At 66.2% G+C, this 16,881-nt stretch carries 15 protein-coding genes and 2 tRNA genes; 9 read left to right on the top strand and 8 right to left on the bottom strand.

Annotated elements, in window-relative coordinates:
- The first annotated feature begins 16 nt into the window (after positions 1-16).
- Positions 17-93: transfer RNA gene (locus tag ABC419_RS09050), tRNA-Arg, on the top strand.
- On the opposite strand, the gene metC is transcribed toward ABC419_RS09050, so the two are convergent.
- Positions 52-1,245, bottom strand: a complete 1,194-nt coding sequence (metC, locus tag ABC419_RS09055) for a cystathionine beta-lyase (RefSeq protein ID WP_412878017.1) — start codon at positions 1,243-1,245, stop codon at positions 52-54. The two genes, ABC419_RS09050 and metC, sit on opposite strands and share 42 nt — an antisense overlap.
- A 79-nt stretch (positions 1,246-1,324) precedes the next feature.
- Between metC and ABC419_RS09060 the strand changes: the two genes are divergently transcribed.
- Entirely contained in the window at positions 1,325-2,425 is a 1,101-nt protein-coding gene (locus tag ABC419_RS09060) for an amino acid ABC transporter substrate-binding protein (RefSeq protein ID WP_234287809.1), read from the top strand.
- A gap of 31 nt (positions 2,426-2,456) precedes the next feature.
- A complete protein-coding gene (locus tag ABC419_RS09065) occupies positions 2,457-3,779 on the top strand; it encodes a dicarboxylate/amino acid:cation symporter (protein WP_412877661.1) in 1,323 nt (440 codons plus the stop codon).
- Here ABC419_RS09065 and sseA read toward each other — a convergent pair.
- A complete protein-coding gene (gene sseA, locus ABC419_RS09070; protein WP_412877660.1) occupies positions 3,776-4,615 on the bottom strand; it encodes a 3-mercaptopyruvate sulfurtransferase in 840 nt (279 codons plus the stop codon). The two genes, ABC419_RS09065 and sseA, sit on opposite strands and share 4 nt — an antisense overlap.
- Positions 4,616-4,739: 124 nt before the next feature.
- Here sseA and kdsA point away from each other — a divergent pair, with 124 nt between their 5' ends.
- From kdsA to ABC419_RS09090, 4 genes are read left to right on the top strand one after another with little or no spacing between them, the layout of a single operon-like run.
- Positions 4,740-5,642, top strand: a complete 903-nt coding sequence (gene kdsA / locus ABC419_RS09075) for a 3-deoxy-8-phosphooctulonate synthase (RefSeq protein WP_412877659.1) — start codon at positions 4,740-4,742, stop codon at positions 5,640-5,642.
- An 18-nt stretch (positions 5,643-5,660) separates the two neighbouring features.
- Positions 5,661-7,121, top strand: a complete 1,461-nt coding sequence (gene rfaE2, locus ABC419_RS09080; protein WP_412877658.1) for a D-glycero-beta-D-manno-heptose 1-phosphate adenylyltransferase — start codon at positions 5,661-5,663, stop codon at positions 7,119-7,121.
- Positions 7,118-8,119: an ADP-glyceromanno-heptose 6-epimerase gene (rfaD, locus tag ABC419_RS09085; protein ID WP_412877657.1), complete on the top strand. Its 1,002-nt coding sequence runs from the start codon at positions 7,118-7,120 to the stop codon at positions 8,117-8,119. The genes rfaE2 and rfaD overlap by 4 nt, the downstream gene beginning before the upstream one ends.
- Positions 8,119-9,219 carry a DUF3089 domain-containing protein gene (locus ABC419_RS09090; RefSeq protein ID WP_412877656.1) on the top strand — a complete coding sequence of 367 codons (1,101 nt, stop codon included), beginning with the start codon at positions 8,119-8,121 and terminating at the stop codon, positions 9,217-9,219. Before rfaD ends, ABC419_RS09090 begins: the two co-directional genes overlap by 1 nt.
- On the opposite strand, the gene ABC419_RS09095 is transcribed toward ABC419_RS09090, so the two are convergent.
- The 5 genes from ABC419_RS09095 to ABC419_RS09115 form a co-directional block, all read right to left on the bottom strand.
- Positions 9,220-9,597 (bottom strand): response regulator, encoded by a 378-nt coding sequence (locus ABC419_RS09095; protein WP_200168470.1) that lies wholly within the window; start codon positions 9,595-9,597, stop codon positions 9,220-9,222.
- A complete protein-coding gene (locus ABC419_RS09100) occupies positions 9,594-11,099 on the bottom strand; it encodes a sensor histidine kinase (protein ID WP_412877655.1) in 1,506 nt (501 codons plus the stop codon). The genes ABC419_RS09095 and ABC419_RS09100 overlap by 4 nt, the downstream gene beginning before the upstream one ends.
- Before the next feature lie 190 nt (positions 11,100-11,289).
- Positions 11,290-11,364 (bottom strand) — tRNA-Val (locus ABC419_RS09105).
- A 104-nt stretch (positions 11,365-11,468) separates the two neighbouring features.
- Positions 11,469-12,758 (bottom strand): dicarboxylate/amino acid:cation symporter, encoded by a 1,290-nt coding sequence (locus ABC419_RS09110; RefSeq protein WP_412877654.1) that lies wholly within the window; start codon positions 12,756-12,758, stop codon positions 11,469-11,471.
- A gap of 147 nt (positions 12,759-12,905) precedes the next feature.
- Positions 12,906-13,595, bottom strand: coding sequence for an HAD-IA family hydrolase (locus tag ABC419_RS09115; RefSeq protein WP_412877653.1), 690 nt, complete (start codon positions 13,593-13,595; stop codon positions 12,906-12,908).
- 75 nt (positions 13,596-13,670) lie between these two features.
- Between ABC419_RS09115 and glmU the strand changes: the two genes are divergently transcribed.
- Together glmU and rpiA are read left to right on the top strand one after the other, a co-directional pair.
- Positions 13,671-15,023, top strand: coding sequence for a bifunctional UDP-N-acetylglucosamine diphosphorylase/glucosamine-1-phosphate N-acetyltransferase GlmU (gene glmU, locus ABC419_RS09120; protein WP_412877652.1), 1,353 nt, complete (start codon positions 13,671-13,673; stop codon positions 15,021-15,023).
- Positions 15,020-15,703: a ribose-5-phosphate isomerase RpiA gene (gene rpiA, locus ABC419_RS09125; protein WP_412877651.1), complete on the top strand. Its 684-nt coding sequence runs from the start codon at positions 15,020-15,022 to the stop codon at positions 15,701-15,703. The genes glmU and rpiA overlap by 4 nt, the downstream gene beginning before the upstream one ends.
- Here rpiA and ABC419_RS09130 read toward each other — a convergent pair.
- On the bottom strand, positions 15,693-16,643 hold the full coding sequence (locus ABC419_RS09130; RefSeq protein ID WP_412877650.1) for a hypothetical protein: 951 nt from the start codon (positions 16,641-16,643) through the stop codon (positions 15,693-15,695). The two genes, rpiA and ABC419_RS09130, sit on opposite strands and share 11 nt — an antisense overlap.
- Between the last annotated feature and the right edge of the window lie 238 nt (positions 16,644-16,881).

The raw sequence follows: 16,881 nt of genomic DNA on the forward strand, positions 1-16,881 counted from the left end.
GACGGCTGCACCTGAGGCGCCCTTAGCTCAACCGGATAGAGCACCCGCCTTCTAAGCGGACGGTTGCAGGTTCGAGTCCTGCAGGGCGCGCCATGCCTTCAATCCCTTCTCCAGATCGGCGATCAGGTCGGCGGGATCTTCCAGACCGACATGCAGCCGCAGCAGTTGACCCGGCAGGGCGGGCGCATGCTGTCGGTGTGCCAGTTGCGGGGTCTCATGGGTGATCAGGCTTTCGAAACCGCCCCAGGAATAGCCCATGCCGAACAGGTTTAGGGCGCGCATGAAGGCATGAGCGGCGGCCGTGTCGCCGCCCTTCATGACCACGCCCATCAATGACGCCGCGCCGTTGAAATCCCTTCGCCACACGTCGTGCCCGACCGAGCTGGGCAGAGGCGGGTAGAGGATGCGAGCGACTTCGGCCTGATCCTGCAGCCATTTGGCAATACGCAGGGCTGATCGCGCCTGCGCCTCATAGCGCAAGGGAAGGGTGCGGACGCCGCGCAACGCCAGCCATGCGTCATCGGGCGAGACGTGCCAGCCCATGTCTTCGATCGTATGGCTGACCGCCCGCAGAATCTCGGGCGCGTCGGCTGCAATCCCGCCCATCAGCAGGTCGGAATGGCCGCCGGCATACTTCGTCAGGGCCTGGACGCTGACATCGACGCCGTGCGCCAGAGGGCGAAAGGCCAGCCCCGCCGCCCAAGTATTGTCTATCACCGTCAGCACGCCGCGCGTTCGGCAGGCGGCGGCCAGGGCGGGAACATCCGCCATTTCAAACGTCAGCGAGCCCGGCGCCTCGATCAGCAGCACCCGCGTCCGCTCATGGACGTGCTCCATCACGGCTTCGACCGAAGCGTCGGCGGGATGAAACCGCGCCGTCACGCCTCTGACCGCCAGGTGCCGGGTCAGGAAGCGCCGCGTGGGGCCATAGACGGCGTCGGTCGTCAGCACCTCGTCGCCTGGCCTCAACAAGGCCGTCAGCGGCACAGTGACCGCAGCCAGGCCCGACGGAACCAGAAAGACGTCGCTCGCCCCCTCCAGATCGGCCAGCACGGCGCGCAGGTCTCGCGCCGCCCTGGTTCCGTCCAGACCGTAGATCGGTCCGTTCGTAGCGTCCTGCATCGCCGCCGGGTCGTCGCTCAGCATGGTCGAGGCCCGCTCGACCGGGGGATTGACGGGGCGGCGCCCCTGGCCGCGTCGCGTGGCGCCGGCGATCAGTCGGGTGCGGTCGGAAAGCGTCGGCATACGGGCTCCGGCGGGTTGCGGTTCGCGGCCTAGAGGGCTCTAAACTAGGGCGGGGCGCAAGGCAGGAGCAGTGAACGGCATGAAGGCGCAGTGGATCGGGGCGGGACTGGCGGCGATGCTGGTGCTTCTGGGCGCCTGCGGGCGACAGACCGAGCCGGAGAGCGACGCCGTGCGTGAGCCGACGCCGCGCACGCCGACAGCCCTGCCGGACGTCAAGGAAAGCCCGACCCTGGCGGCGATCCGCCAGCGCGGCCGCCTGAATTGCGGCGTGCATGAAGGCTTGGTTGGTTTCGCCTATACCGACAACCGGGGCGCCTGGCGGGGCTTTGATGTCGATTTCTGCCGGGCCACGGCGGCGGCCGTTTTCGGCGATCCGGACGCCGTGCGCTTCGTCCCGCTGAATACGGAGCAACGCTTCGATGCGGTTCGTTCCGGTCGGGTGGACGTGCTGTGGCGCAACACCTCATGGACCATGAGTCGCGACACGGCGTCGGGCCTCAGCTTCGCCGGCGTCAACTATTACGACGGCCAGGGCTTCATGGTGCGTCGCGCGCTGAATCTGAACAGTGCGGCTGAACTGAACGGCGCGCGCATCTGCGTGCAGTCCGGGTCCACGACAGAACTGAACGTCGAAGATTATTTCCGTCGTCGCGGCATCGAATATCGTCCCGTCGTGGTCGCGACCGAAGGCGAGGCGCGTCAGGCCTATGCGCGTGAGGAATGCGACGCCTTCACCGCCGATATCTCGGCCCTCGCCGCCGCGCGCACGACCCTGCCAAATCCGCAGCAGCATATGATCCTGTCCGACGTGATCTCGAAGGAGCCTCTGGGCCCGGTCGTGCGCAGTGGAGACGATCGTTGGACGGCGGTGATCCGCTGGACACTGAACGCCCTGATCCTGGCCGAAGAGTTGGGCGTAACCCGCGATAACGTTTCGGATTTATCCAAGAATTCAACAGATCCTCGCGTTCGTCGCCTGCTGGGTTCCGAAGGTGACTTCGGCCCTAGCATCGATCTGCCCAGAACATGGGCGCAGGACGCCGTCGCGGCCAGCGGGAATTACGGCGAAATATTCAACCGAAACCTCGGCGAGCAGTCATCGCTTGATCTGGAGCGGGGATTGAATGCTCAATGGTCATCTCGGCCCGCCGGGTTGATCTATGGGCTTCCCGTCCGCTAGTCCAAGGAAGAGGGAATAGGGAAGGGACCGGATGGAGACCACGGCCAAGCGCGGACTGCCGCTTCACATGTTGATGCTGATCGGGTTTCTGGTCGGTCTCATCGGCGGCCTCATCGTCAATCTGACCGTCGGCGGCGACGTCGGCTGGGTTCAGTGGCTGACCTCCAACATCACGGGACCGGCGGGACAGATCTTCCTGCGCCTGCTGTTTATGCTGGTGCTGCCGCTGCTGTTTTCAGCCCTGGTCATCGGCGTGGCCGAGATGGGCGATCTGAAGGCGCTGGGCCGCGCGGGCTCCAAGAGCCTGCTGTTCACCGTCTTCATCTCCGCCGTGGCGGTGCTGATCGGCATGGTGATGGTCAACGTCTTCCGACCGGGCGACGGGGTCGATCCGGCCCTGGCCCAGCAACTGCTGGATCAAGGGCGCGCCGGCGCCGCTTCGATCGTCGGCAATGCCCCGACATCGGTTCAGGCGGGCGATTTCTTCCTGGACCTGATCCCGTCCAATGTCTTTACGGCGGCGGCGGAGAACCAGATCCTGCCAGTCATGGTCTTCGCCCTGTTCTTCGGCGTCGGCCTAGTCATGACCAAGAGCCCGGCGACCGACCGTTTGCAACAGACGATCGAAGGTCTGTTCGAGGTGATGATGAAGCTCATCAACCTCGTCATCCGCATCGCCCCCATCGCCATCGCCTGCCTGATGTTCAACCTGGCGGCCCTGTTCGGCTGGGAACTGCTGATCCGTCTGGGCGCCTTCGTCGCCGTCGCCGTGGGCGCCATGGCGATCCACATGTTCGTGGTCTATCCGATCTGCATTGCGGTTCTGGGCGGCATGTCGCCGCTGAAGTTCTTCCGCGCCATCCGTGAAGCCATGGTGGTCTCCTTCTCCACCGCTTCCTCCAACGCCAGCCTGCCGGTCTCGCTGCGCGTGGCCGAGCAGGAGCTAGGCCTGCCGCGCAAGATCGCTCGTTTCGTCCTGACTGTCGGCGCCACCGCCAATCAGAACGGCACGGCCCTGTTCGAAGGGGTGACGGTGCTGTTCCTGGCCCAGTTCTTCGGCGTAGATCTGACGATCGGCCAACAGGTGATCGTCATGCTGGTCTGCATCCTGGGCGGAGTCGGGACGGCAGGGGTTCCGGCGGGTTCCCTACCGGTCATCGCCATGATTCTGGCCATGGTGGGCGTGCCGCCGGAAGGCATCGGCCTGATCCTGGGCGTCGATCGCTTCCTGGACATGTGCCGGACTTCGCTGAACGTCACGGGCGACTTGGTCGTCGCCACCGTGGTGTCGCGCGGCGAGGAAGATGCGGACGCTTCGTCGCCGCCGCCGGCATCCGCGCCGGCTTCAGCCTAGCCCGTAGCCAGGGGCGCGTTCGGTTGCGCGCCCCACTCGGCCCACGATCCGTCATAGAGGCGCGACGGCCGCCCCAGCACGGCCAGCCCCAGGGTCAGGATCGCCGCCGTCACGCCCGAACCGCAACTGGTGATGACGGGCCGCTCCAGATCGACGCCCGCCGCGCGGAAAGCCTCTTCCAGCGCCCGACCCTGTTTGAACGTCCCGTCGGCGTTCAGCAGGTGGGGGAACGGCAGGTTCAGCGCCCCAGGCATATGACCGGCCCGCACGCCGGGACGCGGCTCGGGCGCTTCTCCCCGAAAACGCGCCGCCCCGCGTGCATCGACCACCTGAAGACCGTCCGCCAGCGCAGCGCCCATCTGTTCGAAGTCCGTCACGGCGTCGGCGTCGAACCGCGCCTCGAACTTCGCAGGGGCGGGTGCCTCGCCCGCGCCGCTTTCCAGCGCTCGCCCTTCGGCTTTCCACTTGGGCAGGCCGCCGTCCAGCACGCGCACGCGCCTGGCCCCCATCGTCCGCAGCGTCCACCAGACCCGCGCCGCCGAGAACAACCCCTGCGCGTCATAGACGACGATGTCGTCGCTCTCCGCGACGCCCCGCGCGCCCATCGCCTCGGCGAAGGCGTCGGGCGACGGCAGCATGTGCGGATAGGGGCTGCTCCGATCCGACACGGCGTCCAGGTCGAAGAAGACGGCGCCCGGCAGCCGCTCGCGCTCGAAATCTGCCCGCGCATCGCGCCCGTCCAGCCACCAGCTGGCGTCAATGATCCTCAGGTCCGGCGCGCCCAGCCGTGACGCCAGGGCTTCGGTCGAGATCAGGGGCGTATCGGGACTGGTCATCTTGTCAGATTACCATGATCGCGACGGCGATGGTCAGGGCCTGAGTCGCCGGATAAGTTGCGAAAACGCATCCGCGACGCCACCTGTCCGCCTGAAAGCCGCGGCATAGGCCCGCGAACCGCCGTTGAAACCAGTCGAAAGCGCCGCCGTGACCTCTCCGAACGCCGTCATCACCCTGTCCGAAGGCCTCAAGACCCCCGTCGTCATCGGCGGCGGCGCTCGCATCGTCTTCATCGCCGGCCCGTGCCAGATGGAAAGCCGCCAGCACGCGCTTGAGACGGCCCATCAGCTGAAGGAGATCGGCGAGCGCCTGAACCTCGGCATCATCTACAAGACCAGCTTCGACAAGGCGAACCGCACCAGCGCCGGCGCCGCGCGCGGCATCGGCCTGAAGGACGCCCTGCCGATCTTCGCCGAGATCCGTGAAGTCACCGGCCTGCCGACCCTGACCGACGTCCACTCCGAGGCCCAGTGCGGCCCGGTCGGCGAGGTCGTGGACGTGCTGCAGATCCCGGCCTTCCTGTCGCGCCAGACCGACCTGCTGCTGGCGGCCGCCGCCACGGGCAAGGCGATCAACATCAAGAAGGGTCAGTTCCTGGCCCCCTGGGACATGAAGAACGTCATCGCCAAGGTCACGGGCGCGGGCAACCTCAACGTCATGGCCTGCGAGCGCGGCGCCAGCTTCGGCTACAACACCCTGGTCAGCGACATGCGCGCCCTGCCGATCCTGCGCGAGATCGGCTGCCCGGTCGTCTTCGATGCGACCCACAGCGTCCAGCAGCCGGGCGGGCAGGGCACCTCCTCGGGCGGCCAGCGCGAGTTCGTGCCGGTGCTGGCCCGCGCCGCCGTCTCGGTCGGCGTCGACGCCGTCTTCATGGAGACGCACGAAGACCCGGACAACGCTCCGTCGGACGGCCCCAACATGGTGCCGCTCAGCCAGTTCGAGGCTCTGGCCGCTGAACTGATCGCCTTTGACGACCTGGCCATCAAGCTGGGTCACAAGGGGCCGATGGCGAAGACGGCGTGAATCCGCTAGTTCGGCGTCATGGCTGAACGTTCTCTTGATCTCGGCGCCCTGCAGTCCCTGCTGGAGCGCGTGCGCGACCTGAAGGTCGCCTGCGTCGGCGATCTGATGCTAGATCGCTATGTCTATGGCGAGGTCAGCCGCATCTCGCCCGAGGCGCCGATCCCCGTCCTGCGCGCGCGCCGCACCGTGGCCATGCCCGGCGGCGTGGGCAATGTCGCCCGCAACGTCGCGGCCCTGGGCGGTCAGGCCCGTCTGGGCGCCGTCGCGGGCGATGACGCGGCGGGCGCCGAACTGGCCGACCTGATCGCCGCCGAGGACCGGATCGAGGGCGCCCTGATCCGTCCCGAAGGCGCCGCCACCATCGTCAAGACGCGCTTCGTCGCCGCCGGTCAGCAACTGCTGCGTCTGGACGACGAGGCCGCGCTCCATTCCGGCTATGCCGACAAAGGCGTGTTCCAGGGAGCGGGCGCCATCCTGCTGTCCGACTACGCCAAGGGCGTGGTGGACGACGGCGCTATTCAGGCGGCGCTGTGGGCCGGGGCCGAATACGGCGCGCCGGTCATCGTCGATCCCAAGGGCCGCGACTTCGCCCGTTACGGCGCGGTCGACGTCATCAAGCCTAACGCCAGCGAACTGGCGGGCGCCACCGGCTTGCCGACCGAGACCGACGAACAGGTCGAGGCGGCGCTGGCCGCCCTGCTGGCCTCCACCACGGCCAAGGCCGTTATCGTCACCCGCGCGGGCAAGGGCATGACGCTGGCGAAACGGGGCGGCGGCGTCACCCACTTCCCCGGCCGGGCGCGCGAAGTGTTCGACGTCTCGGGCGCAGGCGACACCTGCCTCGCGGCGCTGGGCCTCGCTTTGGGCGCAGGCGCGACGCTGGAGCAGGCGGTGCAGTTCGCCATCCTCGCGTCGGGCGTCGTCGTGGGCAAGAGCGGCACCGCCGTCGTCACGCCCGCCGAACTGATCGAGGCCGAGATGAGCCAGCACGCGGCCCTGGCTCAGTCCAAGGTCACGCCGCTAGACGAACTGGCCGATCAGGTTGAGGCGTGGAAGCGTCAGGGCCTAAAAGTCGGCTTCACTAACGGCTGCTTCGACATCCTGCACCGCGGCCACGTCGCCTATCTGGCCCAAGCGCGCGGTTGGTGCGACCGGCTGGTGGTGGCGCTGAACACCGACGCCTCGGTGCGCCGCCTGAAGGGCGAGGGGCGCCCGGTCAACGATCTGGACAGCCGCGCCGTAGTCATCGGGGGTCTGGCCAGCGTCGACCGCGTCACCGCCTTCGACGATCCGACCCCCATGGCGCTGATCGAGCGGCTGAAGCCCGACGTGCTCATCAAGGGCTCGGACTACACCAAGGACAAGGTGGTCGGCGCCGACGAGGTCGAAAGCTGGGGCGGCGAAGTCCGTCTGGCCGACTTCGCCGACGGATATTCCACCACGAAGACCATCGAGAAGATGACTGGAGACAAAGCATGACGCCCAGAATGATCGTCGTCACGGGCGGCGCGGGCTTCATCGGCTCCAACATCGTCGCCCGCCTGTGCGAGAGCGGCGCCTGGGACGTGGTCGTCTGCGATCGGTTGGAGACGGCCGATCTCGCCAAGTGGAAGAACATCGCCAAACACCCCATCGCCGATCTGTGGGCGCCCGAAGAGCTGTTCGAGCAGCTGGAGCGTCACGCCGACCGCATCGAGGCGGTGATCCACATGGGCGCCATTTCCTCGACGACGGAGCCGGACGCCGACCTGATCCTACGCACCAACTTCAGCCTGTCGCGCGACATCTGGGACTGGTGCGCGGTGCGTAACGTGCGGATGATCTACGCCTCTTCGGCCGCCACCTATGGCGACGGCGAGGCGGGGTTCGAGGATCGCGACGATCCTGACAGCCTGAATGCGCTGCGTCCGCTAAACGCCTATGGATTCTCAAAATATCTGTTCGACCAGTACGCCGTGCGTCAGGCGGATCGCGACGAGGCGCCGCCTCAGTGGGCCGGGCTGAAGTTTTTCAACGTCTATGGCCCGAACGAGGGCCACAAGGGCGGCATGAAGTCGGTCGTCGCCCAGATCTGGCCCAAGGTGCAGGCGGGCGAGACGGTCAGCCTGTTCCGCTCGCACAACCCCAACTATCCCGACGGCGGCCAACTGCGCGACTTCGTCTTCGTCGACGACGTGGTCAACATCATCCTGTGGCTGCTTGAACGCGAGGACATCTCGGGCGTGTTCAACGCCGGATCGGGGCAGGCGCGCTCCTTCGCCGACCTGGCGCGGGCCACCTTCGCGGCGGCGGGCAAGGAACCGTCCATCGCCTACATCGACATGCCCGAGGCGATCCGCGACCGCTATCAATACTTCACCGAGGCCAGCATGGATCGCATCCGCGCCCTCGGCTACGGCGGCCAGTCGACCCCGCTGGAGGAAGGCGTGCGCCGCTACGTCCAGGACTTCCTGGCCCAGCCGGACCCGTACCGCTGATGCTGCCCAGGCTGACCTTTCGCCAGTGGGTCGGCTATGCAGGCCTGGCGGTCATTCTTGTGCTGACTGCGGCTGTGGCGGTCTGGCGCGGCGACATCTTGCGGGCGGGTCTGGATCCCCAGGTACCGTTTCAGACCTATCGTCCTCCGACTAAGCCCGATTACGCCCAGAAGAACGCCTGGGCCTTGCTGGACGCTCGCGCGCCCGGCGCTGGATCGGCTCATGTCTTCTTCGTGCATTCCACGACCTACAACGGCGGCAAGGACTGGAACGGGGCGATCGACGATGCGCGCGCCCTAGCCGGACTGCGTGGCACGGTACTGCCCAACTACGCTGGTCCCCTGGCCCAGGTGGGGGATGTCAGCGCGCCTCTGTATCGCCAGGCCAGCCTCTATACTCGCCTGACACTGCGCGAAGACGCGCGGGAGGCTCGAGCCTTCGCCTATCAGGACGTGGCCGCGGCTTTCGACGCCTGGTTGGAACGTCACCCGGACGGCCCCATCATCCTGGCCGGGGTGGAGCAGGGGGCCGAATTGGCCGATCGCCTGCTGCATGACCGGATTGCGCCTGATCCCGCCCTGCGCTCGCGGCTGGTCGCGACCTATCTGATGGAGCACCTGGCGCCGGAATCTCGCTTCACCACCTTCCCCCTCTGCACAGGTCGCGAGCAGGTCGGCTGCGTGCTCGTCTGGCGTTCGCTGGAAGAAGAGAACGAGAGCGAGTCCCGCCGCGCGCTACGTCGCGCTCTGACGTGGAACGATCGCGGCGCCCTGGTGACCTTCGACGGCGTAACGTCCGCCTGCGTCAATCCCGTTACCGGCTCGGCCGCCGTCCCGCGCTCTGCAATGCGTGAAAGCCGCGGTGCGACAAACGCCACCAATCTGGAATGGGGCGTCCGCCCGGCCTTGCAACGCCGTATCGTGGCGGCCGAATGTCGCGACGGCGTCCTGTGGCGTTCGCGGCTGAGTTCGGAATCATTCCGTCCACGCGGCGCCTGGGCGGAACAACGGAAGATCCCGCCTTACAACCCTTTCTACGCAGACGTCGAAGCAGACGTGATGGAACGGTTATCCGCCTGGTCTTTGCAAGCGGGCGTCTGATCACGCCATGTGAATGTTCAAGGCCTTCATCAGGGCGTCGCGGATGGCGCCTTCAGTAAAGGGTTTCTGCACGGTCGGATTGCCCCGCCAATGCTCGGGCAGCCCTGCCTCGCCATAACCGGTCGAGAAGACAAAGGGCACGCCGCGCGCTTTCAGCGCCTCGGCGACCGGAAACACTTCCTGGCCCGCGACATTGACGTCCAGCAGGGCGGCGTCCAGCTCGCCTGTCCCCGAGGCGATGCGCAGGCCGTCGTCCACGTTGGATTCGGGACCGATGACGTCGCATCCCATGTCGCTGAGGATTGTTTCCAACAACATGGCCACCAGCGACTCATCCTCGACGATCAGTACGCGACGGCCAGTGAAGATATCGGTCATGCGTTGGTTTCCAGGGGCAGGTTGAACTCGGCGCGAAAGCCGTCGTCGGCAAAGGACATCTTGACGTCCCCGTGCAGGTCGTGCCGCACGTTGCGTTCGATCAACCGCGTGCCGAATCCGCGGCGTTCGGGCGCGGCGATCGGCCCCCCGCCGACTTCCCGCCAGGTGATTTCCAGCCTCGGCGCCTTCTGATCGGCAACCCGCCAGTCGACTATCACCCGCCCATCGCCGCGGGACAGCGCCCCATACTTTGCGGCGTTGGTGGCCAGTTCATGAAAAACCATGCCGAGAGAGACCGCTCGTGCCGGGGACAGGTCGATGTGCGGGCCGTTCAAACTCAACCGGCCCGTGCCGTGCGCCATGGTTTCATGTTCCAGCACGGAGCGCAGGTCAGCGCCTTCCCAGTGACTGCGTGTCAACAGGTCATGCGTGTGCGACAGCGACAGTATCCGCGACTGGAAGGCGGCGGCGAAGGAGCGAGGGTCTTCATGGCTGCGGGCCGTCTGCATGGCGATCGATTGCACCGTCGCCAGGGTGTTCTTCACTCGATGGTTCAGCTCGTCGATCATCAGCTTCTGCCGTTCGGCCGCCAGAACGACGTCGGTCACGTCGTGACCTTGCACGAAGACCCCGATCACGCGCGCCTGTTCGTCCCGGATCGGCTGATAGGCGAAATCTATATAGCGCGTGTCCGCCGGCCCCTCGTCTGAATGCTGCAGTGTGAAGGCTCGTTGCCGCCCCAGCACCGGTTCGCCGGTCTCATAAACGTCGTTGAGGAAGTCGAGGTGCCCTTGGTAGCCGAGTTCCGGCAGGGCGTCCCGCACCGTCATGCCCAGGATTTCCCTGTGGTTGACCAGGCGATAGCAGGCGTCGTTGCAGAACTGAATGACATGACTCGGCCCATTCAGCACCGCCACGAAGCCCGGCGCGTTTAACAACACGTCCGACAACTGTCGCCGTTCGGCCTCTAGTCTCTGATTGTCGGCCTCGACTTTCATCGCCCGCCGAAAAACGCCGCCGCCCAGCATTTCGTCCAGGGCGGTGCGCCGTTCGTCTCGACCGTCTGCCGTCATACGCGCGTTGATCAGTTCGGTGACGTCGCTGGTGTGTTGAAGGATGTGAGTGACTTCGCCTCGATCATTCTTGATCGGCGTATGCGTGCAACTCCAGTAACGATCGTCGAATGCGACCTGGCCATCCGCGGCAGTTGTCCTGATGGGATAGTGCAGCAGGGCGATATGATCGGCATCGCCCGTCTCCAGCACCTTTTCGAACGACGCCTTCAAACGCTGGCTGTTGTCCTCGCTCGGACCGTCGATGTCGGCGCCGAATACGTCCATGACATGAACGCCGATCAGATCTTCGCGTCGGTGCTGGGTAACGTCCAGATATGCCTGGTTCATTCCAGCGAAACGCAGATCGCGATCCAACAGCATGTACGGGTTGGGTGAGGCGTCGAAAGCCGCGACCAGATCAATCGTTTTGGCCAGTGTCCTCAACACGTCCCCCGTCCTATTGCGTCCCTAACGCAACGCGAGCGGAAAGGGTGCATGGCCCTCGGCCCGAAACGAGGGAAACTGTAGAGACGAGCAGACCCGAACCGTCAAGCTGGCGCTCAGATGGCAAGGCGCGACAGAAAAGCGCCGCCCGCTGATGATACGGGAAATCTGCTGTTGTCTTAAAAGGAGAAAATGGTGGACGCGACAGGGATTGAACCTGTGACCCCCTCGGTGTGAACGAGGTGCTCTCCCGCTGAGCTACGCGTCCGCCTGGAACGGGGCGGTCAGTGACTGCGCCGTCGGGAGGCGGGGACATAGCCCGCGTTTCCGACGACGGCAAGCCTCAATTCATCAAATAGCAGCGTCGCTTGCTTAGATTCCCGCCGCTCGCGCGCCTTCCGGGGTTTCGCTGTCCGGATCGCCGGGCAGCCAGGCGACATGGCCGTTGTAGATGTCCTGGTTCAGGAGGCCTTCCTCCTTGGCGACCAGGACGGGCACGACCATCTGGCCGGTGACGTTGGTGGCCGTGCGCATCATGTCGATGATGCGGTCGATGGCGATGATGTAGCCGACGCCTTCCAGCGGCAGGCCCGCCGTCGACAGCGTCAGGGTCAGCATGACGATGCTGGTCCCCGGCACGCCCGCCGTGCCCAGCGACCCGAGCACCGCCGTCAGGCCGATCAGGATGTACTGCGTCAGCGTCAGGTCGATCTGGAAATACTGGGCGATGAAGATGGAGGCGATGGCCGGATAGATGGCGCCGCACCCGTCCATCTTCACATTGGCGCCCAGCGGCACGGCGAAGGCGGCGTAGGCCTGCGGCACGCCCAGCCGCTCGACCGTCTGGCGCAGGGTGACGGGCAGGGTGCCCAGCGACGACGAAGTGGCGAAGGCCGTCTGCATGGCCGCAGCTCCGCCGCGGAAGAAGCTGACCACCTTCAGCCCGTGCAGCTTCAGCAGCCCCGAATAGACGACAAAGATGTGGAACAGGCAGGCCGCATAGATGGCGAAGATGAACTTGCCCAGCGGCAGCAGCGCCTCCCAGCCATAGCCGCCGACGACCGAACCGATCAGGCCGAACACCCCGAACGGCGTCAGCTGGATCACCCAGCGGGTGATGCGGAAGATCAGGGCCGCGCCCTCATCCACCAGCCTGCGCGCATTTTGCGCCCGGTCGCCCAGCGCCACCAGCGCCGCCCCCACCAGCGCCGAGAAGAAGATGATCTGCAGCACCTTGCCCTCGGCCAGGGCGGCGAAGGGGTTGGTCGGCACGACACCCAGCAGCACCTGCAACGGCGTCGGAATCTCGCGCGCCTTGACCTCGCCCAGCGGCAGGTTCGACAGGCCGACGCCCGGATTGATGATGTGGCCGAACGCAAAGCCCACCAGCACGGCCAACAGGGAGGTGATGGCGAACCAGACGATGGTCCGCACGCCCAGCCGCACCGCGCCGACGCCTTCGCCCAGCTTGGCGATCGAACTGGCGATGGTGAACAGCACCAGCGGCGCCACCACCATGCGGATCAGGTTCAGATAGACGTCGCCGATCGGCTGCAGCCAGACCGGCGCCTGCTCGCGCAGGATCAGGCCGGCGAGGATGCCCAGGACGAACCCGGCGGCGGTGCGTTGCCACAGCGGAATGGCGAAGAAGCGACGAAGCATGACGACCCTGGGAGGTGGAACGGGTCGATCTATGTGTTTCGCAAGCGCGAAGACGGCAACAGCCGCAGAGGCGGTTGAGGGTTAGAAGTTCTAAAGGCAGCAGGAGTTTTCCTGCCGCCTACCTAACTTGCTCATCCCGGCGAGGGGTTAACCCCGCATCACCTCGGCCAGCGCCTCTTCGAACCCGTCGTAGTGGTCGATCATCACGTCGCCGCCCAGTTCCGCGTGCGGTACGTCGTTGTAGCCGAAACTGACGGCGATGCAGGGCACGCCCGCATCCTGGGCCGCCCTGGTGTCGGTCGTGCTATCGCCGACCATGACGCAGCGCGCCGGATCGCCGCCCGCCTTGCGCACCGCCTCGATGATGTGGGCGCCGCTGGGTTTGCGGGCCGAGACCGCATCCGGGCCGGCGACAAAGGCGAAGTGGCGCGTCAGCTCCAGGGCCTCGATCAGCGCCACCGACAGATCCGTGCGCTTGTTGGTCGCCACGCACAGGATCGCCCCGCGCGCGCTCAGGCGGTCCAGCGCGGCGACGCAGCCGTCGAACGGGCGGCTCTCATCGGCGATGTGGGCCAGATAATCTGTGATGAAGCGGTCGAACAGGCCCGGCGCACGCGCCTCGTCCCAAGCCGCCCCCGCCTCCAGAAAACCATGGCGCAGCAGGGCCATCGCCCCATGCCCGACCAGATGACGCGCCGACGACATGGGCACGGGCGGCAGCTCATACTCCGCCAGCATCCGGTTCAGCGTGCCGATCAGATCCGGCGCCGAATCCACCAGAGTCCCGTCCAGATCGAAGGCGATGGTCCAGCCTTCCAGGTCGCGCTCAATGCTCACTCATCTGTCTCCCGGCTCGCGAAGACGCCGGCAATGGGCTAGATCGCAGGCAACGACAAGCCGCCGGATCGATTCATGACCGCACCCCATCCTCGCGCCGCCATCATCCTCGCCGCCGGCCAGGGCACGCGCATGAAGTCGCCCCTGCCCAAGGTGCTGCACCCGGTCGGCGCCCGCGCCATGCTGGATCACGCCATCGACGCGGCCGAGGCTCTGGGCTGCGAGCGCATCGTCGTCGTGGTCGGCGCCCACTCGCCAGAGGTCCGCGCCCATGTCGAAAAGCGTCTCGGCGCCGACAGCATCGCCGTTCAGGATCCGCCGCTGGGCACCGGCCACGCCGTGCGCGCCGCCGAAGCCGTGCTGGGCGACTTCATCGGCCAGGTGGTCGTCACCTACGGCGACGTGCCCCTGCTGAAGGCCGCCGACATCGAGCCGGTCTTCGCCGCCCATGAAGGCGTCACCGTCATCGGTTTCGAGGCCCGCGACCCCGGCGCCTACGGCCGCCTGATCCTCGACGGCGACAGCCTGCTGGCCATCACCGAGGCCAAGGAGGCATCGGCCGAGGTTCTGGCGATCACCGCCTGCAACTCCGGCGTCATGGCGGCCCCGGTCGGCCTGCTGTTCGAGCTGTTGTCCGAGGTGACGAACGACAACGCCAAGGGCGAATACTACCTGACCGACGTGGTCGAACTGGCCCGCAAGCGCGGCGCCCCGACCCGCGCCGTCTTCGCCGCCGAGGACTCCGTCATGGGCGTCAACGCCCAAGGCGAACTGGCTCAGGCCGAGGCTCTGTTCCAGAAGGCCCAGCGCGAGCATTTCCTGACGCAGGGCGTTACCATGAGCGCCCCGGACACCGTCCACTTCGCCTGGGACACGGACATTGGCGCGGGCACGATCATCGAGCCTTTCGTCGTCTTCGGCCCCGGCGCCAAGGTGGCCGAGGGCGCGCGCATCCGCAGCTTCAGCCACATCGAGGGCGCCAAGGTCGCGACCGGCGCCGAGGTCGGTCCCTACGCCCGCCTGCGCCCCGGCGCGGACCTAGGCGAGGGCGTCAAGATCGGCAACTTCGTCGAGGTCAAGAATGTCCGCATGGACGCGGGCGCCAAGGCCAATCACCTGGCCTATCTCGGCGACGGCGAGGTGGGCGCGAAGGCCAACATCGGCGCGGGCACGATCTTCTGCAACTACGACGGCTTCTTCAAGCATCGGACCACGGTGGGCGAGGGGGCCTTCGTCGGCTCCAACTCGTCGCTGGTCGCTCCCGTGACCATCGGCGCAGGCGCCATGGTGGGCTCCGGCTCCGTGGTGACGAAGGACGTCGCGCCCGGCGACCTGGCCCTGGCGCGCGGCCAACAGACGACGAAGCCGGGCTGGGCCGCCCGCTTCATGGACACCATGCGCGCGAAGAAGGCGGCGAAATCTCAATGAGCGACCTGCAGAAAAAGAACGCCGGCGAAGCCGCCGCCCAATACGTCGAGGCCGGGATGGTCGTCGGCCTGGGCACCGGCTCCACCGCCGCCTGGTTCGTCAAGGCGCTGGCCGTCCGCAACCTGCCGGATCTGCGATGCGTCCCGACGTCCGAGCGCACCGCCGATCTGGCGCGCGAACTGGGCCTGACCCTATCGACGCTGGAGGACACGCCCAAGATCGACCTGACCGTCGACGGCGCTGACGAAATCGGCCCCGGCCTGGCCCTCATCAAGGGCGGCGGCGCGGCCCTGCTGCGCGAAAAGCTGGTGTGGGAGGCGTCCGCCCGCTGCATCTGCATCGCCGACGCGGCCAAGGTGGTTCCGGCGCTGGGAACCTTCCCCCTGCCGATCGAGGTCGTCGCCTTCGGTCACAAGACGACCGCCAACCGGATCGCCGACGTCCTGGCCGATCATGACATCGGCTCGCCCGCCCGCGTGCGCGAGGCCGAGCGCGGCCTGATCCGCACCGACGGCGGCAACCTGATCTACGACGCGGCCTGCAAGCTGATCGCCGACCCGGCTCGTCTCGCCGCCGACCTGAAAAGCCTGACCGGCGTGGTTGAACACGGCCTCTTCCTCGACCTGACGGACCTGGCCGTCATCGGCACGAACGAGGGGTTCGAAACGCTTAATCCGTAGTTGTCGGCGCCTCATCGGCCAGTCGGGCGTGCGCGCGACGGATGGAGGACTGGATCTCTGACTTGCCCGCCCGTACGTTTTGACGGGTGCGCTCTGCGCCGTAGAGGCCGTGAAGATACGCCTTGTCCCACTCGGTCAGGTGTGGGGCGCTGCCCGGGTCGTCGAAGACGTTCAGGATCGACGCATAAGCGCTAGTGTCCGCCGTCGGGTCGATCTGCGCCAGCGACACCATAGTGACGTAATCGGCCAGTTGCAGCGAATTGATTGCGCCGGTCTTGCTGATGTCCACGACGATAATGGCGCGGAAAATGTTGTCGACGATCTGTGTCGTCAGACGTGAAGCCGAGGACACATTGATCACCGGGGCATAGTCCATCGGCCCCGAGCAATCGTTCGTACACTCTCCGGGGATGCGAACCGCGCGCTGACCCGTTTCAGAATCGACCGGCATGCTGACCTGCCACCAGCGGACGGGACGGCTGGTTTCTTGGAAATCTCTCAGTGCAGCAGCGCCACGATCCATGCCGGAGCCGCCCATGCGTAGGGCCCGACGGCGGCGCTCAACCAGTTCCTGCGCAAAGGCGTCGCCATCCGTGGTTGCGACGATCAGCAGATTGGGCGTGCACCCGGAATCGCCTGTATTCAGACCAAGATCTTCCGCCACGGTCGAAACACGATCCACCAGATATTGCGCGGCTTCACGGCGCAGATTGACGGCGCCGACACAGACGCTGCGATCCCATCGTGCGATGCCACGACCGCGATTGGGCGCGGCGACCTCGCTCACAAAGTTCTCTATCAGGGCATCCAGGCGCCGCCCTGAGACTTGGATGTCCTCCAGGCGAACGGCTTGATCTTCAGCGGTAGAGCTCGCCTGTGCGGGCGCTTGGTCTAGCGGCATGCTCGCGCTGAGAGCCAGAGCGAAAATTTGAGCAATCATGCCGCACCCTGTGGCGTAGTGATGTTCGTTAAACTCTATTCAAGAGTTGTGGTTTGTCAAAGCTTCAAAGTCGCTCGCACAAAGACTTGTTCTGGGATTGCTCAACCGCGTGGCGCTCAAGCGCCTTGCCCCCTCGCATCCCGGCGCCTAAGTCGGGTCAGCGCTGCGGCCCAGCCGCGCGGATTTCAGACGATTCAGACGAATTGGACTCATCTTTTCGGGTCCATTCCCGGAGAGC

The sequence above is a fragment of the Brevundimonas phoenicis genome (assembly GCF_047237745.1).
Lineage (GTDB): Bacteria > Pseudomonadota > Alphaproteobacteria > Caulobacterales > Caulobacteraceae > Brevundimonas.

What these genes read in the sequence shown, in the direction of transcription:
- metC (WP_412878017.1), bottom strand. Translation starts at nt 1,245, where the DNA reads ATGCCGACGCTTTCCGACCGCACCCGACTGATCGCCGGCGCCACGCGA.
- ABC419_RS09060 (WP_234287809.1), top strand. Translation starts at nt 1,325, where the DNA reads ATGAAGGCGCAGTGGATCGGGGCGGGACTGGCGGCGATGCTGGTGCTT.
- ABC419_RS09065 (WP_412877661.1), top strand. Translation starts at nt 2,457, where the DNA reads ATGGAGACCACGGCCAAGCGCGGACTGCCGCTTCACATGTTGATGCTG.
- sseA (WP_412877660.1), bottom strand. Translation starts at nt 4,615, where the DNA reads ATGACCAGTCCCGATACGCCCCTGATCTCGACCGAAGCCCTGGCGTCA.
- rfaE2 (WP_412877658.1), top strand. Translation starts at nt 5,661, where the DNA reads ATGGCTGAACGTTCTCTTGATCTCGGCGCCCTGCAGTCCCTGCTGGAG.
- rfaD (WP_412877657.1), top strand. Translation starts at nt 7,118, where the DNA reads ATGACGCCCAGAATGATCGTCGTCACGGGCGGCGCGGGCTTCATCGGC.
- ABC419_RS09090 (WP_412877656.1), top strand. Translation starts at nt 8,119, where the DNA reads ATGCTGCCCAGGCTGACCTTTCGCCAGTGGGTCGGCTATGCAGGCCTG.
- ABC419_RS09095 (WP_200168470.1), bottom strand. Translation starts at nt 9,597, where the DNA reads ATGACCGATATCTTCACTGGCCGTCGCGTACTGATCGTCGAGGATGAG.
- ABC419_RS09110 (WP_412877654.1), bottom strand. Translation starts at nt 12,758, where the DNA reads ATGCTTCGTCGCTTCTTCGCCATTCCGCTGTGGCAACGCACCGCCGCC.
- glmU (WP_412877652.1), top strand. Translation starts at nt 13,671, where the DNA reads ATGACCGCACCCCATCCTCGCGCCGCCATCATCCTCGCCGCCGGCCAG.
- rpiA (WP_412877651.1), top strand. Translation starts at nt 15,020, where the DNA reads ATGAGCGACCTGCAGAAAAAGAACGCCGGCGAAGCCGCCGCCCAATAC.
- ABC419_RS09130 (WP_412877650.1), bottom strand. Translation starts at nt 16,643, where the DNA reads ATGATTGCTCAAATTTTCGCTCTGGCTCTCAGCGCGAGCATGCCGCTA.